Annotated in this window: 13 protein-coding genes; 5 read left to right on the top strand and 8 right to left on the bottom strand. The window is 44.4% G+C overall.

The annotated features are described in order from the left end of the window. Nucleotides 1–23: 23 nt before the first annotated feature. On the bottom strand, nt 24–644 hold the full coding sequence (locus SNE26_RS09725; protein WP_321559165.1) for an RNA polymerase sigma-70 factor: 621 nt from the start codon (nt 642–644) through the stop codon (nt 24–26). A 229-nt stretch (nt 645–873) separates the two neighbouring features. Beyond that, a complete protein-coding gene (locus tag SNE26_RS09730) occupies nt 874–1227 on the bottom strand; it encodes a HopJ type III effector protein (RefSeq protein ID WP_321559166.1) in 354 nt (117 codons plus the stop codon). Between the two features lie 250 nt (nt 1228–1477). Here SNE26_RS09730 and SNE26_RS09735 point away from each other — a divergent pair, with 250 nt between their 5' ends. From SNE26_RS09735 to SNE26_RS09750, 4 genes are all read left to right on the top strand, one after another. Then, nucleotides 1478–2473, top strand: a complete 996-nt coding sequence (locus SNE26_RS09735; RefSeq protein ID WP_321559167.1) for a glycoside hydrolase family 43 protein — start codon at nt 1478–1480, stop codon at nt 2471–2473. Nucleotides 2474–2631: 158 nt separating this feature from the next. Beyond that, on the top strand, nt 2632–4239 hold the full coding sequence (locus tag SNE26_RS09740; RefSeq protein WP_321559168.1) for a DUF6377 domain-containing protein: 1608 nt from the start codon (nt 2632–2634) through the stop codon (nt 4237–4239). Between the two features lie 311 nt (nt 4240–4550). After that, nucleotides 4551–7538: a SusC/RagA family TonB-linked outer membrane protein gene (locus SNE26_RS09745; RefSeq protein ID WP_321559169.1), complete on the top strand. Its 2988-nt coding sequence runs from the start codon at nt 4551–4553 to the stop codon at nt 7536–7538. A 10-nt stretch (nt 7539–7548) separates the two neighbouring features. Continuing rightward, nucleotides 7549–9279, top strand: a complete 1731-nt coding sequence (locus tag SNE26_RS09750) for a RagB/SusD family nutrient uptake outer membrane protein (protein ID WP_321559170.1) — start codon at nt 7549–7551, stop codon at nt 9277–9279. A gap of 161 nt (nt 9280–9440) precedes the next feature. Here the strand turns inward: SNE26_RS09750 and SNE26_RS09755 are convergent, their stop codons facing one another. Next, nucleotides 9441–10955 carry a lipase maturation factor family protein gene (locus tag SNE26_RS09755; protein ID WP_321559171.1) on the bottom strand — a complete coding sequence of 505 codons (1515 nt, stop codon included), beginning with the start codon at nt 10953–10955 and terminating at the stop codon, nt 9441–9443. A 396-nt stretch (nt 10956–11351) separates the two neighbouring features. Between SNE26_RS09755 and SNE26_RS09760 the strand changes: the two genes are divergently transcribed. Then, nucleotides 11352–11768: a DUF1003 domain-containing protein gene (locus SNE26_RS09760; protein WP_321559172.1), complete on the top strand. Its 417-nt coding sequence runs from the start codon at nt 11352–11354 to the stop codon at nt 11766–11768. Between the two features lie 374 nt (nt 11769–12142). Here SNE26_RS09760 and SNE26_RS09765 read toward each other — a convergent pair whose 3' ends face one another. The 5 genes from SNE26_RS09765 to SNE26_RS09785 all read right to left on the bottom strand — a co-directional run bounded on the left by SNE26_RS09765 (nt 12143) and on the right by SNE26_RS09785 (nt 21440). Then, nucleotides 12143–13996 (bottom strand): FG-GAP-like repeat-containing protein, encoded by a 1854-nt coding sequence (locus SNE26_RS09765; RefSeq protein WP_321559173.1) that lies wholly within the window; start codon nt 13994–13996, stop codon nt 12143–12145. Between the two features lie 45 nt (nt 13997–14041). Next, nucleotides 14042–15397 carry an ectonucleotide pyrophosphatase/phosphodiesterase gene (locus SNE26_RS09770; RefSeq protein ID WP_321559174.1) on the bottom strand — a complete coding sequence of 452 codons (1356 nt, stop codon included), beginning with the start codon at nt 15395–15397 and terminating at the stop codon, nt 14042–14044. A 6-nt stretch (nt 15398–15403) separates the two neighbouring features. Then, nucleotides 15404–16456, bottom strand: coding sequence for a metallophosphoesterase (locus SNE26_RS09775; protein ID WP_321559175.1), 1053 nt, complete (start codon nt 16454–16456; stop codon nt 15404–15406). A 73-nt stretch (nt 16457–16529) separates the two neighbouring features. Then, complete coding sequence (locus SNE26_RS09780) at nt 16530–18068, bottom strand: RagB/SusD family nutrient uptake outer membrane protein (RefSeq protein ID WP_321559176.1); 1539 nt, start codon at nt 18066–18068, stop codon at nt 16530–16532. Between the two features lie 18 nt (nt 18069–18086). Beyond that, nucleotides 18087–21440 carry a TonB-dependent receptor gene (locus SNE26_RS09785; RefSeq protein ID WP_321559177.1) on the bottom strand — a complete coding sequence of 1118 codons (3354 nt, stop codon included), beginning with the start codon at nt 21438–21440 and terminating at the stop codon, nt 18087–18089. Nucleotides 21441–21442 lie beyond the last annotated feature (2 nt).

Genomic DNA, 21442 nt, shown 5'->3' on the forward strand with positions numbered 1-21442 from the left:
ATAAAATAAGAAGAGAGGACTAATCAGATCTGAAAAAAAATAAAAAAAAGAGAGATTGTGAGCAAAATAGATAGCTGACCATGCTTTATAAATTCGCGCATTTTTTTCAAAGCGGTAACAATATGATTTTTTACCGTGTTTTTTGACAGATTTAGTTTGTCGGCAATCTGCTCATGGGTAAGCCCTTCTTCCCGGCTTAAATTGAGTATCAATTGCTGCTGTTGAGTAAGCTTTTGCAGGCAATGTATAACATGCTGGTTATATTCTTTAAAATCGTGATTTGAGGCTGCAGTTGCCTGCTCATGCAGCATATGTTGGTTAAGGAGCTGTTGTATTCTTTTTTCGCGCGCCGCTGTCCGTAAAAAGTCGAGTGATTTATTTACAGCCATCCGGTAAAGAAAAGCATCAACGTTTTCTACTTCACTTAACACCTCTTTGGCCGACCAGATCTTCACAAAAATATCAAGCACCAGCTCTTCTGCAATTTCGCGCGACTTGACAACTTTATAAATATAGGCGAAAAGCCGGGGTTGGTTTTTTTGGAAGAATAGCTTAAAAGCGAGCTCATCGCCCAATGACAGACGTTGGTGCAACGAAGTTGATATTTCGTCACCTATACCGGATGAACCCAAATGGTTGAACAATGCAATATTATAATTGGAATCATAAAGTAACAATCTATTATTCAATTAATCAATAAGCAAATGAATAAATGATTGTTTAGAATACAATTAATAATACATTCTACACAAGGTCAGCTAATTAGATATCAAATAAATGCGGGTTTTAAAATTCAGGACACATCCGAATTACTTGGGTGATGTAACGCGCATCGTTGCTAAACGTGTTGATAACAGAATCTTAAGCTACCGTTCAGACCTGCCCCGGCTTCAACACAAGGGCCTCCCCCTCAAACGTGATTCCCGGCCAGCCATAGGCCATAAACTGGCGGATATTCTGATGATCTGTACTATCCGGATTTGCCAATACGGCCCTATAGTGCTCAGCAAATAAATAAAGCGTATCCGGCTCACTCAGGTTATTGATCTGAGCAAAAGCGAAAACCCTGGCACTGCCCTGGTTCTGCGTAGTTTCGTTATAAATATTGCCATTTTTAAATGCCGTAGGTTGATGATCGTAATAATTAGCTATAAATTCGATAACTTCATTAAACGTCACAGTACCCTCTTTTAGGGCAGTAATTAAATCAGCCAATTGTTCTTTCATTAAGAGATTTTTTTGCGAAAATAGAATTTAAAAACAGTTATAGACATATGAACCGTATCTTCTTTTTATGATAAGGAAAATTTATATTGTTAAATTAATAAACACGACAGCCGGTAATTTAGTAGCAATGATTATAGCCCCTTCAAAATATTATTTTGCCCCCTATAGCTGAATTAAAAAGTACCGTAATTCGTATCCGGACAATTTAAAGAGCCATAAACCGGTTGGATCCACGTACATATATATTAAAATGAAAAAGCTTTTAGCCCTTTTATATTTTTTAATACTTTCCCATTTCATCTCCGCACAGGAAAGGCCAAATATCCTTAAAAAAAATGTCCCCCTTGACTCCATCAGGCTGAGCGATCCTTTTATCTTGGCCGACCATAAAACTGCGATGTATTATATGACCGGCACCGGTGGTATGCTTTGGAAAAGCAAGGACCTTAAATTGTGGGAAGGGCCTTTCCCGGTTGCCAAAACCGATCCCCAATCATGGATGGGGCCTCATCCAATGATCTGGGCAGCCGAGTTGCATGAGTATAAGGGTAAATACTATTACTTTGCTACGTTCACTAACCGCGATATCAAGATTGATACTGTAAGGGGCAATGTTATAGAACGCCGGGCATCTCATATCCTGGTGAGCGATCAGCCGGAGGGGCCTTATGTGCCGATGAAAGATGCGGCTTATCTGCCTGCTGATAAACCAACCCTCGACGGAACTTTTTGGATTGACAAAAACGGAAAACCCTACATGGTATATTGTTATGAATGGCTGCAAAACTGGAACGGCACTATCGAAAAAATTGAACTAAAACCTGACTTGAGCGGATCGGTTGGGACAGGAAAAGTATTATTCCGTGCCAGCGACTCCCCCTGGAGCAGAGAAAAGGACGAAAACGGAAATATTCACCCCAATAAAGTGACTGACGGGCCATACCTTTTCCGTACCCAAACCGGGCGTCTGGGCATGATCTGGACGAGTTGGGTATATTCAGTTTATACACAGGGGGTTGCTTACTCATCAAGTGGTACATTGGACGGTCCCTGGATACAGGAAAAAGAACCGGTCACACCACCTGATTTCGGACATGGTATGATTTTTAAAACACTGCAGGGCAGGTTGTTAATGGCGGTACATAGTCACCAGGATATTAACGGCCACTACCGCCGTACCCCACATTTATTTGAAGTAGATGACTCGGGTGACAAGCTGATCGTGCGCGGCCCTTACGTCCCCTGAAGGTTTTGGGATTACAGTTCTCAGCAACCTTTGCACCAGGTGTGACATAATTTCTCAGGACAGATACACAAATAATTTTACGCAACATATTTACGGCAGTAGCAATAGACTGCCGATTGCGTTAATTTTGCGCCACTGCCATTTAGGGAAGCGACGCCATGAAGAACCTGCTTTTATCGATACTGTTCATTTTCACTCTTGTATTATGCCCGGTAACAACACCTGCCATAACAAAAACAGACAGTTTGCTGAATGTTCTTAAACGGGAAATTGCCGGGAGGACAAAGTATGACAACCGGAAAGAAAAACAAATTGAACAACTGCGTAAGCTGTTGAAATCGTTGCCTGCAGGATATGTGGAGGCAAGATATCAGGCCACTCAACGACTTTTTGAGGCGTTCAGAGATTACCGGTATGATTCGACCTTTGTTTATGCACAACGGCTGATTGGGCTGAGCAGGCAGTCAAAAAACAGCACCCGGCTTGCCGAAAACCGGCTCAGGCTTGGTACTACACTCATAGCGTCGGGTATGTTCAAAGAGACTTTCGACTGTTTAAGAGAAACATCACCCAAACTTTTGAATTCCGACTCAAGAAAACAATATTATATTCTTTATTCGTGGGCTTATTCAGACCTGGCCAAATATAATCGGGACGTATTCTACTCGCCGGACGATCTCGACAGGAAATATCGTTATCTTGACTCAGCCATTAATTTAACAACGCCCGGCACCTTTGAACGGCTGATACTGCAAGCCCAGCAAAAACCCGGCAAAGGATCCCATCCCTATGGGTATTACCTTGCATTAATGAAAAGGAAACTGTCTGTTCATGAAGAAGCTATGGTGGTTACCGGTTTGAGCCGTTATCGTAACGGTGATGAAAAGATACAGCTTCTGACAAAAGCAGCCATCGATGACATTCGCACTTCAACTTACCGCGCCCAGGCCATGTTATCGCTGGGGACAGCCCTTTCTGAACAAGGGAACCTGGAAGAAGCTTTTTATTTTTTACAACAGGCCTCGGCACAGGCAAATCGATTTGGTTCACGCCTTAACCAAAATGAGGTAGCACGTGTCCTGCCGGTGGTTGCAGCAAAACGTGTTTTATTGGAACAACAACAGCGGGAGCGCTTCCTGATCTATCTGATATCCGTATTTGTTATTGCCATAATCACGGGCTTAGTTTGCTTTATCATTTTTTTTCAATTAAAGAAAGTTCGCCGGGCAGAGCGTATTATTAAAGAAAACAACAGGGCACTTGAAAAAATCAATAAACAGCTTTGGGAGGAAGGTCGTATTAAGGAAGAGTATATCGGTTTCTTCTTTAATGAATTGTCTGGCTTTATCCTCAAAATCGATAAATTAAAGAACAATCTTCACCGGAAAATAAAAACTGCCACCCCTGAGGATGTTTTGCGAATGGTTGACGGCATAGACATAGCCTCAGAACGCAGGCAATTGTTCCGCACATTTGACAGTGTATTTCTTAAACTATTTCCCGATTTTCCGGATGCCTTTAATGCCTTACTTCGGGAGGAAGACCGTGTAAAGCCAAAAAAAGCCGGTACCTTAAATTCTTATTTAAGGATCTTTGCACTAATGCGTTTAGGCATTAACAGCAATGAAATGATTGCGGCAATTCTTGAATATACTGTGAGCACAGTTTATACCTACCGTTTCCGTACCCGCTCAAAGGCAATTGTACCGGCAGATGAGTTCGAACAACGTATCATGAGTATTCAGTTGGCCCCTCCAACAGCTTAGTTACAGTACCAATAACCTGGATTTTTCCAACCTGCATTTTTTGTAAAGCACTACAAAACAAAACATTGCATTTTTTTTGAGTTAGATTTTTCTTTGGCTTACCCGCCAGGGCTTGTGTCTTAGCGCCTATCAGGCTTATTTGCACATGAAACCTATTAGCGAAATACCACCCGGTTATCGCCTAAAATCTATTATAATGAAAAACATGACGAAAGCACATATGCCGCCTTAGCGGCTTGTATCCCGCCGTTGCCGGCGGCATCATCCCCGGGCTTAATTAACCTTTAAAAATCAATCTATAATTTCTTTTTATGTACAAAAAACTTTTACTCAGGCTAAGCGCCTTCGCGCTCTGTTGTATATTTACAAGTACCGCACTGGCTCAAAACAGAACAGTGTCCGGCACCGTAACAGACGCCGCCGACGGTTCGCCATTACCAGGTGTAAGCGTTGTGGTGACCGGCATGTCGGTAGGCACTACTACCAATGCTAAAGGCATATATACCCTCAGCATACCTGCATCTGCAAAAACCATTTCTTTTTCATATATCGGCTACACAACCCGCCAGGTACCGGTAACCAATGAAGCTACGCTTAATGTAGTGCTAACGGCCTCCAGCAATACACTTCAGGAAGTTGTTGTTGTGAGCGTTGGTTACGGCACGCTCGACAAGCGCGAGGTATCAAGCGCCATCACACACGTTTCATCTAAAGACTTGCTCCCTGTTGCATCAAACAGCCCTTTAATGTCGTTACAGGGTAAGGTAGCCGGACTTAGCATTACCAATACAGCCAGCGGCGACCCCAACTCCTCTCCTAACGTGCAGCTTCGGGGGGTTTCATCGCGCAATGCAGGCTTAGGTCCGCTGTACGTGATAAACGGTGTACCGGGCGGTAATATAGATAACATCAACCAAAATGACATTGAAAGCATTGATGTGCTTAAAGGTGGCGCTGCATCAGCAATTTACGGAACGCGCGGCAGTAATGGCGTTATTATCATTACCACCAAAAGGGGTTCATCACAATCGCGCATGTTTTATGAGGGATACGCCAGTTTCGACTACCTTACCAACCGGCTGCAAAACCTTACGCCCGACGAGTTTATTGCCGATCGTGTAAAAAACAGCCAGGGGCAGGATTATGGGGCTAAAACCAACTGGATGGATAACGTTACCAACTCGCCGGCTTTTGCTCAAAAACACACCGTTCAATTGTCGGGCGGTTCTGGTAAAACGAATTACTTCGCATCGGCCGATTACCGCAACGCCGATGGTGTTGATCTGCGCGCGCATAAAAAAGAATATGGTGCCAGGATTACCGTAAACCATGCTACCGACGATAACATTTTTGTAGGTACATTAAGTATCGCCCCGAGGTATATGAATACCCGCAATTCCGACCAGGGCAACTTCAACAACGCGCTCACGCTTAATCCAACATATCCTATCTATGATAAAGACGGCAAATACAATTACATCAATACCGGCTTCTTTTCCAACAACCCGGTTGAAAATGCCAACCTTATCAAAGCAGAGGCCGATATCAAAGAGATGGACATCAACGGTTCATTAAAAGTAAATATCCTCCGGAACCTGAGCACAACGGTAACACTGTCAGAGATCAGCCGCTCGGCAAGAAATATGAATTTCACGCCTTCTACCCTTTCATCTATTATCCACGCCAATAAAGCTAACCAAACCAATTTTGCTTCGCAGCAACAACAGGAAAACGACCAGAAAAACATTGAATGGACGGGCAATTATTCGCTTGACCTGGGGCCTAACCATTTCAAGCTGCTTGGCGGCTATTCTTATTCATTATACAACTACAAAGAATTCCATGCACAGAACTATGATTTCCCGTTTGATTCTTATTTATGGAACAACCTTGGTTCGGGTTTATACAATGGCGGTGCCGCCGGGCAGGGTCAATCGGCTGTTGGTTCAACGCAAAACGGTTCTACACTTATCTCTTTCTTCGGGCGTTTAAATTATGATTTCAATAACCGGTATATTGTAACTGCCAGCTTGCGCCGTGAAGGTTCATCAAAATTTGGCACTAACAATAAATGGGGGAATTTCCCCGCAGCTTCTGCTGCATGGCGCGTATCGGAAGAAAACTTCATGAAAGGTGCGCTTCCATGGATAAACGAACTGAAATTAAGGGCTGATTATGGCGTTACGGGTAACCAGGACTTTGATAATTACCTGTCGTTATTATTATATGGCGGTGCAGGTTATTTTCCGTACAATGGCCAGGTTTACCAGGTTTATGGGCCGTCATCCAATGTAAACCCGGACCTGCGCTGGGAAAAATCGATCAATTTTAATGCAGGCCTCGACTTTTCTATCCTTGATAACCGCATCAGCGGCTCGCTTGATTATTACATCCGTCGAAATAAGGATTTACTGGGATCATATAACGTACCCTTACCGCCAAATTCTCAATCAACTACTTACACCAACGTAGGTACAATGAAAAACTACGGAATTGAACTTGCGTTGAACGGCAGTATCATCCGGCATACCGACTTCAGTTATAATCTGACTCTGGCATTGTCCTATAACCGTAACAAGTTTATTTCTTTCTCAAATAATATATATAAAGGTGCCATTTTCCAGGAGGTAGCCGGTTTACCGGCCCCGGGCTCACCAGGTAATATTCAGCGGATTCAGGAAGGCCATAGCATTGGTGAATTTTATACCTTACGCTCGGCCGGGGTAAACGAATCCGGCGCCCTGCAGGTTTACAAAAAAGACGGTACCATAGTCCAGGCTAACCAGGCATCTAACGATGATAAACAATTTGTAGGAAACGGGTTACCTAAGTTTAACGGCTCTATAGGTAATACTTTCAGGTATAAACGCTTTGATCTGAGTGTTTTCCTGCGAGGAACGTTCGGTTATAAGATCTTCAATACATCTGCCTTTTACATTGGCACACCGTCGAGCCAGAGTGATGCCAATGTGCTAAAATCGGCCTATGACAGCAAAAGCAAATATTCGCGCCTGACCAATCCGGCAACAACATCTATCGCCTCCGATTATTTTTTGGAGAACGGATCGTTTGTGAAGATAGATAATGTGGCATTAGGCTATACCCAACCGATTAAAACCAAATACATTAAATCCGTAAGGCTTTACGCAACCGGCCGAAACCTGCACACATTTACAAGTTTTACCGGCGGTGACCCTGACCTGGTACAGGTTAATGGGCTTACACCGGGTGTAAACACTTCGCTGAGTTATTATCCATCAACACTGCAACTGATCCTTGGCCTGCAGGCAACCTTTTAAAAATTACAACATGAAAAAGTATAAACTATATATCAGCGGTATTTTACTGTCGGCATTACTTACCGGCAGCTGTACCAAACTGGATGAACACGTATATGATAAGGTAGATGCAGCAGGTTTCCTGACCAGGCGCGATGACGTGATCAGGGATTTTCTGCGCCCCTTTGAACACGGTTACTGGAGTATACAGGGTAACGATGTATATGCTGCAGGCGAAGATTGCACCGACGAAATAGGTACCTACAACCGCCAGGGCGATTGGCAGGACGGTGGCTATTACCAGCGGATGCATTACCATACATGGACACCTACTGATAATTTCACCAGCGGTGCGTGGACAAACTTTTACCAGGGTATTGTATTGTCAACCAACTCATTGCAGGACATGGAAAGTATCAAAGATCCATCGAAATTAAGTGTAACTGATGCTGAGCTTACCGATTTCAAATCTGAGTTGCACACCATGAGGGCCTGGTTTTACCTGAGGGCTTTTGATTTTTACCGCAATATCGAGATAGTTACCGATGTAAAAAACTCAACACAAGGCAATCCGCAGTCTACCCCGCAGGAAACCTTTAACTTCATTGAGTCGGAACTAAAAGGTGCTATTGATGGTCTGCCTACGCGTGAGCAACTTGGTGCCACCGGCATTGGGCGGTGGACAAAAGCAGGTGCCGCCTCTTTGCTGGCCCGCCTTTATCTCAACGCCAAAGTATATATTGGCACTGAGAAATACACTGAATGCGAAGCTGTTTGCCGGGACATTATCAGCGGCAAATACGGGGCTTATCAACTTGATACCCGCTGGGATGCTCCTTTTGATTATACCAATACTACGCTTAATTCCGAGGTAATCTATGGCTTTCCGGGTACCCTTGCGCGTACGCACTGGCAATATGACGGTGGTATGTTTTTTTGGGGGATGACCTATGATGCCGCGCCGCTATATTGTGGCTTCACTGATTTAGGCCAGTCAAATCCGCGCTTTGCATTGCAGCCAGGGCGTGATGTGGACAGCGTGGAATATACCTTCCAGTTGGGTAAACCTTTTGTGAAGTTTCAGAAATACCCCGACGATCTGCGGTTAAAAAAATACAAGAACCTGGGCAACAGCCAGCGTGAAGGCATGTTTTTGTATGGCTACCTGCCTTACACCCATATGGTAAATGGTGTAAGCCGTACTGATACCGTGAAAGGTAACAAAGGCCCTTATCCATTGTTCATTCGCGACCAGGTGGGTATGTTCCAGGGGGCAAAGCCGGGAACAAAAATAACTGATAAGGAATCAAACATGAACCATGCCGATCACAATTCAGGAGTGTTCCTGGTAAAATATCCATTTTATCCTACGCCTGATCCAAACCGCATTACGTCTGCCTATGCCGAGATCCGGTTTTCGGAGATCTACTACACCCTGGCTGAGTGCCGTTACCGGGCAGGCGATAAAGCCGGCGCCGCTAATTACCTGAACCAGGTAAGAAAACGTAATTTCCCGGCCGGATCAACAAGTTTATATAACCCTGACGGCAGTCAGCTTACCGACCAGGAAATGCTGGACGAATGGGGCAGAGAATTTATTGGAGAAAACCGCCGGCGTACGGACCTCATCCGTTGGGGCGTATTTAACACAGGAACCTGGTGGGATAAAAAACCTGATGGGGATAAACATACAGAGATCTTTCCTATCGGGCGGGATATTATCAATGTTAACCCGCAACTTAAACAAAACCCGGGCTATTAATTTTAGTTTAAATTAATATAGATCATGGTGCCGCCCTGAATCGGGGCGGCACCTTTTTTATTGCAGGCCCTTATCCCCCTGATCACATTTGCGGCTTGTTTGTGGAAATTGACTTTATTAGTAACAATACTATATTCTGCAAAATTATCTATAGCCGCAACCTATAGCCAGCCCTGGCCTTTCAGGTATGCTATCAATTGCGGATTTTGTACAGAAAGCACGGGCAACCATAACCCCAACCTTTCACGCTCCCAGTAAAGGCCGGCACCGGACGCGGGGCGGGCAAAACGGTAACGGTAAATAACAGCCCGGATATAACGTGGCGGTTTTGCGGGGAAGGGATTCCCGGCAAATAAACCTACCGCCCCCGGATCATTATGCAGCAGTTTCCAAGCCAGGTGATATGTCCATGGGTACTGATCAGCTGTGGACATCGCTGCAAACCACATCTGCCAGTCCAACCGCAGCTGGTATGGCGCCACCTGCCGGGGCGACTGATCAGGCGCTACAGGCAAGCCTTTATAAGGATAGGCTTTCCAGTTTGCGCTGTCGGGATTGAGGTCTCTTGTACCTTCAAAAACTACATTGTATCGCTCCTGTCCTACACTACCAAATGCCCCGTAAGTGTTGACAAGTTCTAAGGGATCAAACGAAGTGTTCATAATCTGTTTGGACGATAAGAGATTGAATGCCGGCTGAAAACTGAGCAATCCCACAACACAAACCACTATCAGCGCAGTATATTGCATCGGCGTCGAAACCTCTGCTTCCTGCGCAGCTTTCGTTGCTTTGCGAACAAGTATGCCCGGTAAAATTTTCGCCCAAAAACCATCATCCAGGCAAGCCAGCGCAGGCACAATGGTTAGCCAGTTCAGAAAAGAGAGGTTCCCGCTCAGGATGATTGCGAGTTGGAATAGTATGATAACGGTACCGGCGATGTGCCTGAATACCCGCGGGCCGAAAACAAACCATGGCGCCAATAGTTCGGCCAGCCAGTTAAACCAGACACCCACCCACAATAATGAATGTGGCAGAAAATGAAACCAGCGGCTAAACGGCCCCGGGATTGGCTGGGTTTCAAAATAATAATACAGCGCCGTTCCTTTGCGCCAAACTTCGTCGCCCCGATATTTGATCATCCCTGCGCCAAACATAACCCGAAAAATTAGCCAGCGAAACAGGATAATGATGAGCAATGGCGGCGGGCGTTTAGGAAACGACCGCATATCCAACAAGGGACACAAAAAGATAGCGAGAAAGCCGGTTTCTGCCAGTTGGATCTCCCAGCCGTAACTATACCAATCCTGTCCTACATGCACAAGGGAGAGATACAACACCCACAACGCAGCCATTGAAAGTGCGTTGGCATAACCGGCGATGGTGGCTAATGATATGATGAAGCCCGCCCATACTACCACCAGCAATGCCGTATCAGAATGCCAGAACCAGAATACAGATGGTAACCGAAAGAAAGCCGCGCTTTTTGAACCCAGTGCGATACTTACCTGTTGCAGGTAATTATCTACCGGCAACAAGCCACGTGAACCGATTAATGGCAGTATTTGATTTATAGCTACAAGAAATGCAACCGCATAAACCACGCCCAGCAAACGCAGGAGCACAAAGCGCGTAAGCCAGTACTCAGGTGTTGAGTTATGTTCACTGTCATCTAACATAGTGAAATGTATTTTAAAGTTACAGAGATTTGGAGATTACAGAATAGAAATATTTGATTACCAACAAGAATGCTGATAAAAATGCAAGTCCTATTCATTGCCGTTGACTTTAGTCAACGGTCAGGAAAAAAATGAACAGCGGGGCTTTAGCCCAACTATTCATGCGACATTTTGGCTAAAGCCGTTTGACATCCATTCATCATTCCGTTGACTTTAGTCAACGGAATGAAAATGCTATTGATTCGCTAAATATTATGATTATTATAAAACAGTGCCTCAACATGTAGAAAGGCTAAGTCAAAATGAAAACGTATTATTCACAGTATGTACGGCCCAACAAAATCAGTCATGACAATTAAATTTATATATTTATTACACAAAGCTTAATTCTTAAAAATGGTAAACAAGAAAAAAAACTGGTATCAAAGGCATATCGATTCCATGAACTTTGGTCAGCGATTAGCCGACTCTGTAGCGGCCGGGATGGGTTCATGGCGGTTCATTATCATTCAAACCTTAATTGTTGCATTGTGGATGGCGCTAAACGTTATGGCCTTTGTTGACCATTGGGACCCCTACCCCTACATTTTATTGAATTTATTGTTTTCGACCCAGGCCGCATATGCAGCACCGATTATCATGATGGCCCAAAACCGCCAGAATGAACGCGACCGCGCCCAGGCCAATGAGGATTTTCGTACCAATGTAGAAGCAAAAAAAGAGATTGAAGAGTTACAACTGCGCTTAAATGCTATTGAAGTAGACAAGCTCGACAAAATTTTGGCGCTGCTTGAGAAAATAGATAAGAAATAATCAATTGCCTGACAAAAACGCGAAGATGCCGTATCATAAATCAAATTAACCATCCTTGATGACGTGTTACCTGTGAATTGAAATTTAGCCGATAATATTTAAAATCTGTATAGCTATTTCCGGACGGGTCATTATACAAAAAGGGGGTTAACACATTTTTCGTATAAAAAACACTCAATTATTTGATTTTCAGATATTTAAATAAATATCAACCCTGAATTGTGTTAACCCTGTTAACCCCCTTTTGTTAGTGGAGCCAACTCAAAACTATATATCGATTAAGTAGCTGAATAAGTCAAAAAAAAGAGGCTGATTTATACAGCCTCTTTGCGATCCGAATATTTATTGAGTTTAAAGCCTGGTACTAATCAAAATTACTTTGCGAAGTAATTCCTTAATTCTCCACTATTTTCAGCGTAATTCCACCTGATCTGGTCATTTTTACCATCACCGTTAAGATCGGCGAAGAAGAAATCGGTATCTCCGCTTTGTGAAGTCCCCCTTAGTGAGTAATAAGGCCCGTCAAACGTATTCGCAGTGGTAGCGTAGTAAATTTTCAGCTTACCTAAATAGTTACCGGGGTTCCAGTAAATCTTGTCGGCCCTGCCATCGCCGTTTACATCGGTAAAATAAAACACTGTTGCAGATGAAACGCTTGATGCACCGGCATCGGTAAATGACGTGGATGCGGTAAAGGTGCCATCACCATCCGACAGGTAGACAGAGGGTTTGCCCGAATTAAGGCTTGGTTGCCAAAGGATCTTATCAGCCTTGGCATCTCCGTTCACATCAGCATAGTAAAATACCGAACCACCTGTGGTGCTCGCGCCTTCAGTACCGGAAACCACTGTTCCGCTGAAATTACCGTTTGCGGTAGCCAGGTAAACACGGGTATGACCGGAATCAAAAGTACCATTCCAATAAATCTTATCAGCTTTTCCGTCACCGTTCACATCTGCAAAATTATAAATGGTAGTGGTACCCGCACTTGTACCTTCAGGGTTATCGATCACCGTTGAGCTGAAATTGCCGTTGGTTGTAGCTAAATAAACACGTGTATGTCCGGAGTTTAATGTTGGGTCCCAAAGAATCTCATCGGCCTTGCCATCCCCGTTCACATCCGCATAATAATAGCGGGTTGTTGTTAAAGTGGAGGCCCCGGCGGTATGAACCACAGCAGCAGAGGCAAAAGTACCGTCTCCATTGGAAAGAAAGATCTGGGGGCGACCGCTATCATAGGTAGAGTTCCAGTATACCTTATCGGCCTTGCCATCTCCGTTGATATCCGCGAACCAGAATTTGGTATTGGCATTTACACTTTTTCCGTTGGCATCGGCATGAGCGCCTCCAAAAACGCCGGGCACAAAATTTGCCATTACCGGCCAGTGATCTGATGGCCAAAAGCCGTTATAGCTTGTAGTGATCACTTTCCATGAGGTAAATGACATACTCCTGTCGCTCATCATCCAATCAATCTTGCCGGTACCTGTAGCAGTCCAGCCATGAAAGGTAAGATCGCCGTCGGTATCACCCAGGGCATCTACCAGGTCCAAACCGCTTTTCAGGTTATTGATCTCGGCAGTGCCCGGCTGTGCATTAAAATCGCCAAAAACAATTTCGGGCAGGTTTTCGGTATTGTATTGGTTAACCGCGGCTACCAACGCTTCTGAGTTTTGTTGCCTCACAGGTTGCGAATCAAACTGCCAGTGGCTGTTGCTTACAAAATATTTGAGCGAAGTGGTGTTATCAAGCAATTTGACCCAGGTACCGGTATTGGTTGGCCCAAGCACAACGGTACCGCTGCTTTGCATGGTGAAACGGTTGGTTTTATAAAAAATAACCTTAGGCGTACCCATACCGGCCGATTCATCGTAATACACACCATAACCCAGGCTTGCCATTTGCGGAATGAACCAGGTTTCGAACGAGTTATCTGAAAACTCCTGCATCCCGAAGATATCGGGGTTATTATCAACAATAATCTGGCGGATATTACCCTGACGCTCTGTTATTGATTGCGGATCAGAAGCGTCATTGTGCCTTACATTAAAGGATAATACCCTGATTTCAGGAGTTGTTTCTGTTACCGAAAATTTGGATGCGACCGGTAAATTGATGTTCATCGTTTTTAATTCTTCAAGCTGCGATTTTTGACAGCCTGAAAAAAGCAACAAACCGCCTAAAAAGCAGGCTGCTGCTTTGCCGAAATTTGTGTTGTTTTTCTTCATGACAGGTTGATGTATTTTATGAGATTTATAATGGAAGATGATTTATTAATTGGTTTTCGTTTCGGCGGGAGCTAAAAGACCGGGGTAAAGTACGCCGTCAAAATCCTTCATATCGAGGCCGAGGAGCTCATTAACAATTGGTGCAATATCTTCAAGGCCCATTTCATGAATGACCTTTTCCTTAGCCAGGCCAACGCCGTAAGCTAAAAATCCGGTGCTGATCTCCGGGAAGTTGGAATAATGCCCATGAGTGCCGCCATTGCCGGGTTTAACAGGATTGCCTTCGGTGGCATTACTAAAAGATACACCCGGGATAGCTGCCAAAGCCAGCGCTACTTTAGGGTCAACACCCCATTTATCAAGTTCGGGCCGTTCAATAACACGGTACAATTTTTTCTGTGCAGCGGGTACTTCATTTAATAAGTTACGCACTGTTTTAACTGTCTTCACATCGTTATCCTTTATATATAAAAACGTAGTGCCGCCCTGCTGGAAAAATTGAGCTTTCCAATCGGCGTTCTGCAGTTTTTTACTTACCAATCCGGCTTCAGCAAGCCAAACATTTGGCGCCAGCTGTGTATGAATGTTCACAAAGCCGTGATCACCTACAATGAGATAAGCGGTGCTATCCTGGATCCCAGCCCTTTGCGTAGCCTCTATAATACGGCCAATGTTATGGTCAACACCAAGTACAGCTCTTTTTACATCGGGACCTAAACGGCCTTCGCTGTGTGCCATATGATCAACACAAACTAAATGGATTGTGATAAGATTGGGCTTATGTTTTTCTATGAGATAGGCAGCCATGCGCGCCAGGTTATCGTCGGTGTTCAGGGCGCCATCAAGGTCGGCGTTACACAGGTGCCCGGTGGCGTATTGTTCCATTTCCTCAAATAATCCGGCGGGGGTCGACCAGCGCCTGAAAGGCTGCAGCGGATCAGCCAGTTTGGTGTTGCGTGCCGCATCGGGCATATTATAATCAATCGGTGCATTTACCGATACCGGCCAAAGTACCGAAGCTGTCGTTAAACCTTTTTTGTGTGCTGCATCCCACAAGGTTTCGGTTTTAATACGATGGGCATCTGTATAACCAAGTTCACCGGCTTGTTCAGTAGTTTCAAACGGATTATTATAATAAATACCGTGTTTGGCCGGGAACCTACCTGTAATTATAGTTGTATGTGAAGGATAAGTTACCGTTGGCAATACCCCGCGTACGGCATCGGCATAAATACCTTTTACTGCAATTCGCTGTAAGTTGAAAGCCCCCCATGATGGGTCCTTATAGAATTCGGGCCTGAAGCCATCAATACTGATGATCACAACATGCTTTGGCTTTTGCGCAAGGGCATGGAGACTTGTTAAGGCAATTATTGCCAGCGTTTTAAAAAAGATCTTCATAGCTGCTTATTTAACAGGGTTATCAAATAGAGGAACCGTAAACTGGCTGTCAGCATCGGTTTCGCTTGTTTTGGCATACGGCGAAAATGTTTTAACCGAGAGCTCATTATGCCTAACCGAAAATTTATACAAACGCATCAACCCATTGCCACCGTTTGGCCTGCTTTGATAATCGTTCAGGAAAGCTTTAACTGTATGGCCGTTATAGGTTTCAACACGGTAACCTTCGCCGTTATCACCGACGTGGCCGCAAAGCATCATGAACAAATTAGAGTTGTTTTTAAGGCTTTCATAAATAGCCTTGCCCTGTGCGTTGAAAGGAGCTTGCGGCGTGTTGGAACCCGTTACCGGGTTAAAGTGTAAAATAGAGTGACTTACAACAATTGCCCTACGGAAGGCATATTTACTTAAAATTTGGTTGGCCCAGCCATACAAGCTTGCCTGATCTTCATTAAAAGCATCAAATTCGAGGAACATTACAATGAAATCAACACCGCCTGCAGTAAACAAGTCAAAGTGGCTATCATTATTATTACCGTAATGACCGCCGTAATAAGGTCGGCCTTCAAAATGCTTTACGCCAAAATATTGGTTATACCCATTTGTAGTGCCGGTAACCGGATGTTGTGATGGAAACTGGTCGTGATTGCCAACGGCCAGCCCGTAAGGGATACTAACAGGATTTTCCAGGCCATAAAGCGCGGTTTTAGCAAGATACCATTCACTTTTAGTTGTAACCGGATTATCCCCATGTTCGGTAATATCACCCATGTGAGCAACATAAGCTATATTCTCTTTAACCTGGTTCTTCTGGATCCAGTCAATCTGCGCTTTGAACATATCAAACGTGCCGCCGAGCTGGGCCTGCGCCAGGTAGTATTGCGAATCGGGGATTACAGCAATTGAAAAATCACCAGATTTAACTAACGCTGCAGGACCGGGAGTATTTAAAACGGTATCTCTTGAGGGTAATATCTCTTTTGATTGTGCATGATAATTGAGCAACAATAAGCCAAGGCAAAGCCCTGCTGATAATGCATTTCTGTATTTCAGTAACATGATTTTTTGTTTGAAGATTAAACTATATCCCCGCCTTCAGCAATCTGAAAGCAGGGATATTAGCATTGAAAGATCAATAACCGGGGTTTTGAGTCATTTGACCCGGGTTTAAATCAATTTCGGGCTGCGGGATTGGATACAGCAACTTATTGGCTGTTACATTGTAAGTATCAGGTGTAAGGTAATTTACCTGTGTTTTTAGTACAGCGCCAAAAGCATTCATCACAACAATAGCCTTTCCGGTACGTACCAGATCGTTCCAGCGGTGATTTTCAAAGGCAAGTTCGATCCGGCGTTCGTGAGCAATAATATCACGCAGTGATGCCTGGTCGGCAGCAGTTGCTGTCGGCAATCCAGCCCGTGACCTTACCGTATTTAATGCTGTTAATGGCGATTTACCCTGCTCATTCTGTGCCTCCGCTAATAACAGCAACGCGTCAGAATAACGGTAAACAGGGAAATTATCGCTTGAGCCGGTAACTGCAATGAGTGGCGGATGTTCATATTTTTTAATATAAGGAACGCCCATTTTACCTGCAGCAGGTGTATAACCAATAATACTTTTATTGGCCGAGTAAACAAACAGATCGCTGGCGTTATAAGTACCCTCAACAATCCCTATCGATGCGTCAAGGCGCTTATCGTTTGGTTCATAGGCGTTGATCAGATCCTGTGTAGGCGTATTCCAGCCGCCTGTTGAGCTGTTGTTGATGTTGATGCCGGTGACGATAGAGGTATTGGTACTCCGTGGTAAAAAATGAAAAGGCAGTGGGTTTGGTGTGGTTCCTAAAACAGTCCCTTCCAAAAACTGGATATCAAATATAGATTCCTTGCTGTTTTTATTTCCCGGCTTAAACGCGTCGGCATAATCGGCATTCAGCCCGTAACCCATGCCGGAAAGTGTGCTGAGTAGCGTTTCAGTATCTGCCCATTTCTTTTGAGTGGCATAAACTTCAGCCAGCAGCATCGTTGCCGAACCTTTGGTTGCCTCTCCTGTTTGTGGAAATTTAGCCGGAACGCTTAGTTCACTTATGGCATCCTTTGCATCGGCAATGATCTGCGTATATACCGCATCGGCTGCCGAGCGTGGCAAAAAGGCGTCTTCGGCCTTGGTTACTTCCTTTAAAAATAAAGGCACACCGCCAAATAATCTAACCAGCTTAAAATAATAAAAAGCTCTTAAAAACTTGGCCTGTCCGTCAATCGGTGCTTTAGTTGCCGCATCAAAATCGGCTGTCGTTAACCGGTTAATTACAATATTGGTGCGAGAGATCCCAGTATAGCAATGCTGCCAAACGGCGTTCACATAATCATTAGTTGATGTGTTTGTAAAGTTTGAAATGCTTTCGCGGTATAGATATGCGGTACCGCGGTTGCTGGGATAAGCCTGGTAAATGGTGTTATCCGAGCGCATTTCTGAGGTAAAATAATCATTTACCAAAACATCTCGCAGAGGTGCGTAAGCCGCAATGTCGGCCTGTTTAAACTGATCGACAGTTTTATAAAATATAGCATCGGTGTAGGAATCCTTGGGTGTAAGGTCGATAAAGTCTTTTTTACACGAAGCTGCGGTGAGCGCTGTTAAAGCAAGGATGATATATGTCTTTTTCATACAATGGTCTTTGGGAGATTATTTAAAAGTTGCTGAAACACCAAATGAAAAGGTGCGTGGTATAGGGTAAGCATTTTCATCAACGCCGATACCCAGTGTAGGGTCAAGCCCAGCAAAGTTGATTTCAGGGTTCATTCCCGAATATTTAGTAAATACAAAAGCCTGTTGTACCGATGTATAAACCCTCAGGTTGCGTACCAAAAATTTATCACCCAGATTGAACCGGTATCCCAACGAGATATTCTTTGCAGTAAGGTACGAACCATCTTCAACCCATTGTGAGTTAACTTGCCTGCCCATTGCCGTAGTGCCCGTTTTTGTACGCGGATAAACGCCTGAACCGGGGTTTTCAGGAGACCTCCAGCGGTCGGCTGCGGCAGCAAGCATCACACGTGAACCATCAAGATTGGTTTGATAAGCCCATTTAGCAGCATTTAATATTTTGCCGCCAACAGAAAAGGCCATGTGGATGTTCAGGTCCCAGTTTTTGTAAACAAAGTTATTGGTAAGGCCACCGGTAAACGTGGGCGTAGGATCGCCGATAAAAGTACGGTCGTTCACATCGTCAATAACACCATCGCCATTAATATCTTTAACTTTGATAGTACCTACATCTGAAGCGCTTCCGTATTTGGCCGAATTTGCCAGGTCATTAGCATCTTTATACAGCCCTAAAAACACAAAACCGTAAAACTCGCCCAGGTGGTGTCCCTCCTGCTGGCGGAAATAATCAGACGATACAGTATTGTTACGGCGGATATAACCCGGAGAAATCAGGTTTTTGATCAGGTTGCGATCAAAAGAAACATTAAGGTTGGTTGTCCATTTCAATTTACCGGTAAGGTTGTTTGAGTTAACAGTAAACTCGTGCCCCCATAATTCAATCGCGCCTACGTTATCCAAAATACTGGTAAAGCCAGAAGCTTTAGGTATCGGGCGATTCATGATAAGCCCATCGGATATTTTGTGATAATAATCGTACGTGAAACTCAACCTATTATTGAACAATGACAAGTCCAGGCCGAGATCGAACTGTTTGTTGCGTTCCCAGCGAAGATCACTGTTAGCTAACCGGTTGATGGTTTGACCAGCCACAGACGCACCACCAAATTCATAATAATATTTTCCGATAGTTGCCTGTGCAGCATAGTAACCCGGAAAGAAATTATTACCGGTTACGCCATAGCTTGCGCGAACCTTCATGAGGTTAAGAAAGCTGAAACGCTCCATGAATTTTTCATCACTTACTACCCATCCGGCTGATACCGAAGGGAAATTACCATAGCGCTGATTCTCACCAAAGCGCGAAGATCCGTCACGGCGAATAGCTCCCTGCAGCAGGTACCTGCCTTTGTAATTGTAATTAATACGGGCAATACCTGATAGCAGCGAATAAGCACTATATGAACTGCCGCCCTCTGATAAACTTGTAGCTGCGTTTAAATATGGAATGTCGTCGCTCGGGTACCCTACCCCAGTTAACGTATTATTAGTGCCGCTATACTTTTGAGCAGAGTAACCTGCCAATGCTTCGATGTTATGATCTCCGAAAGATTTACGGTAAACAAGGTTCGCTTCGGCAGTGTACGATCCATTATCCACAGAACTGCTTGTTCCGGTGGCCTGGCCTATTGTTGAAGTAACCACACCCGACTGGAAATACTGTCGTGTTTCAGCGCCTTTATCAACCGCCACATTAGTTTTAATGCTGAGGCCTGTTAAAAACTCATAATTTAAATAACCATTAGCCAGTATACGTGTAGTTTTATAATCGTCATTAGTAAGATTGAATTGGGCCAGTGGATTTATATAAGCCACCATACCCGGCGAATAAGTATCCCGGTTATAACTGCCATCGGCGTTATAAGGCGATTTTAAAGGACTGGCTTCAAAGATCCTTTCAAATAAACCGCCAACACCATCGGTACCCAGGCGGTTATTGTGGTCAAGGCGATAGCTTGGTGCCAGGTTAAATCCTATTTTTAATTTATTGTTGCTTAAAGAAAGATCCTGGTTGATACGTAATGAAAACAACTTGGTGCCGGTATTGATCAGCACGCCCTGTTGTTCCTGGTAACCGGCCATCACAGTCGAGCTTGATTTTTCGCGCGCACTGCGGATGGTGATATCATAACTTTGTATCGGTGCTGTACGGGTAAGCAGTTTATACCAGTTGGTACCTTCACCATACTGTTCCGGGTTCAAATAGTCGGCCGGGGTAGCAGTTATGTAACCTGGCTCATATTTACGGCTGTCGGCAAATTTTTCATTCATGTACTGGGCAAAGCCACGAGCGTCCATCATTTTTGGAACACGCTCGCCCGGTATTTTCTGCACACCGTAATTAGCATTAAATTCAATCTGTGCATCGCCGGGTTTAGCATGTTTGGTGGTGATCAGGATAACGCCGTTGGCTGCGCGCGAACCGTAAAGTGCCGTAGCCGAAGCATCTTTTAAGATACTGAAGCTTTCGATCTCGGCAGGGTTCATGTTATTGATGCTACCTGTAACAGGGATCCCATCTATTACTACTAAAGGCTGGTTGCTTGCATAAAACGAAGCCGCACCCCTAATCCTGAACTCCACACCCCGGCCCGGCTGCCCGCTGCTTTGTGCAATCTGGACACCTGCTGCTTTACCCTGCAATTGCTGGGCAAACTGCATCACAGGCATATCCTGAAGCGGAGCAGCATCTACCTGGGTAAGCGAGCCTGTAACCTCCCTTGCGCGTTGTTTACCATAACTTACAGTGACTTCTCTTAGCTGGTTACCGGCCACAAGGCTGATATTTAAAGTAGTTGTTTGGTTACCGTTGATTGTGACATTGGCAGATTCAACACGGGTATAGCCCACAAATGAAATGGCTACAGTATAAGTGCCCTCTGGCAAGCTAATGTTATATTTCCCGTCTATGTCTGTCATTATTCCCAGCGAGGTGCCAATAATTCTTACCGAAGCACCGGGCAAGGGTTGTCCGCCCTCATCTGTTACCCTGCCGCTTATATGCCCTGTGAGCTGCCTGTATAGTATAATGTTACCGGCTTGTTCTTTAAAGCCTATCTCCTGCCCTTTTAACAGAGCAGTAAGAATATCTTTCAGGCTTTCGTTCTGATAGTTCGCCGCGCGGGTATGTTTATCGGCAAGTTTTAAAAAAACTTCGTCATAGGCAAAAGCCACGTTGGCCTTTTGTTCCAGCTTTTTAATAACTGAAGAAAGGTCTTCGTTCCCGATGCTGATATCAAGCCTGGTGTTTACCCCCTGGGCTACTAACTCAGTAGCCTTTACTGATACCAGGCCGATGGTTATTGATATGGAAATTAGTAAAAAAGAGATACGCATAAACTGTCTGCATAACTGTGTATGGAAATTCATAT

It is taken from the genome of Mucilaginibacter sp. cycad4 (assembly GCF_034263275.1).
In the GTDB taxonomy this organism is placed as follows: domain Bacteria; phylum Bacteroidota; class Bacteroidia; order Sphingobacteriales; family Sphingobacteriaceae; genus Mucilaginibacter.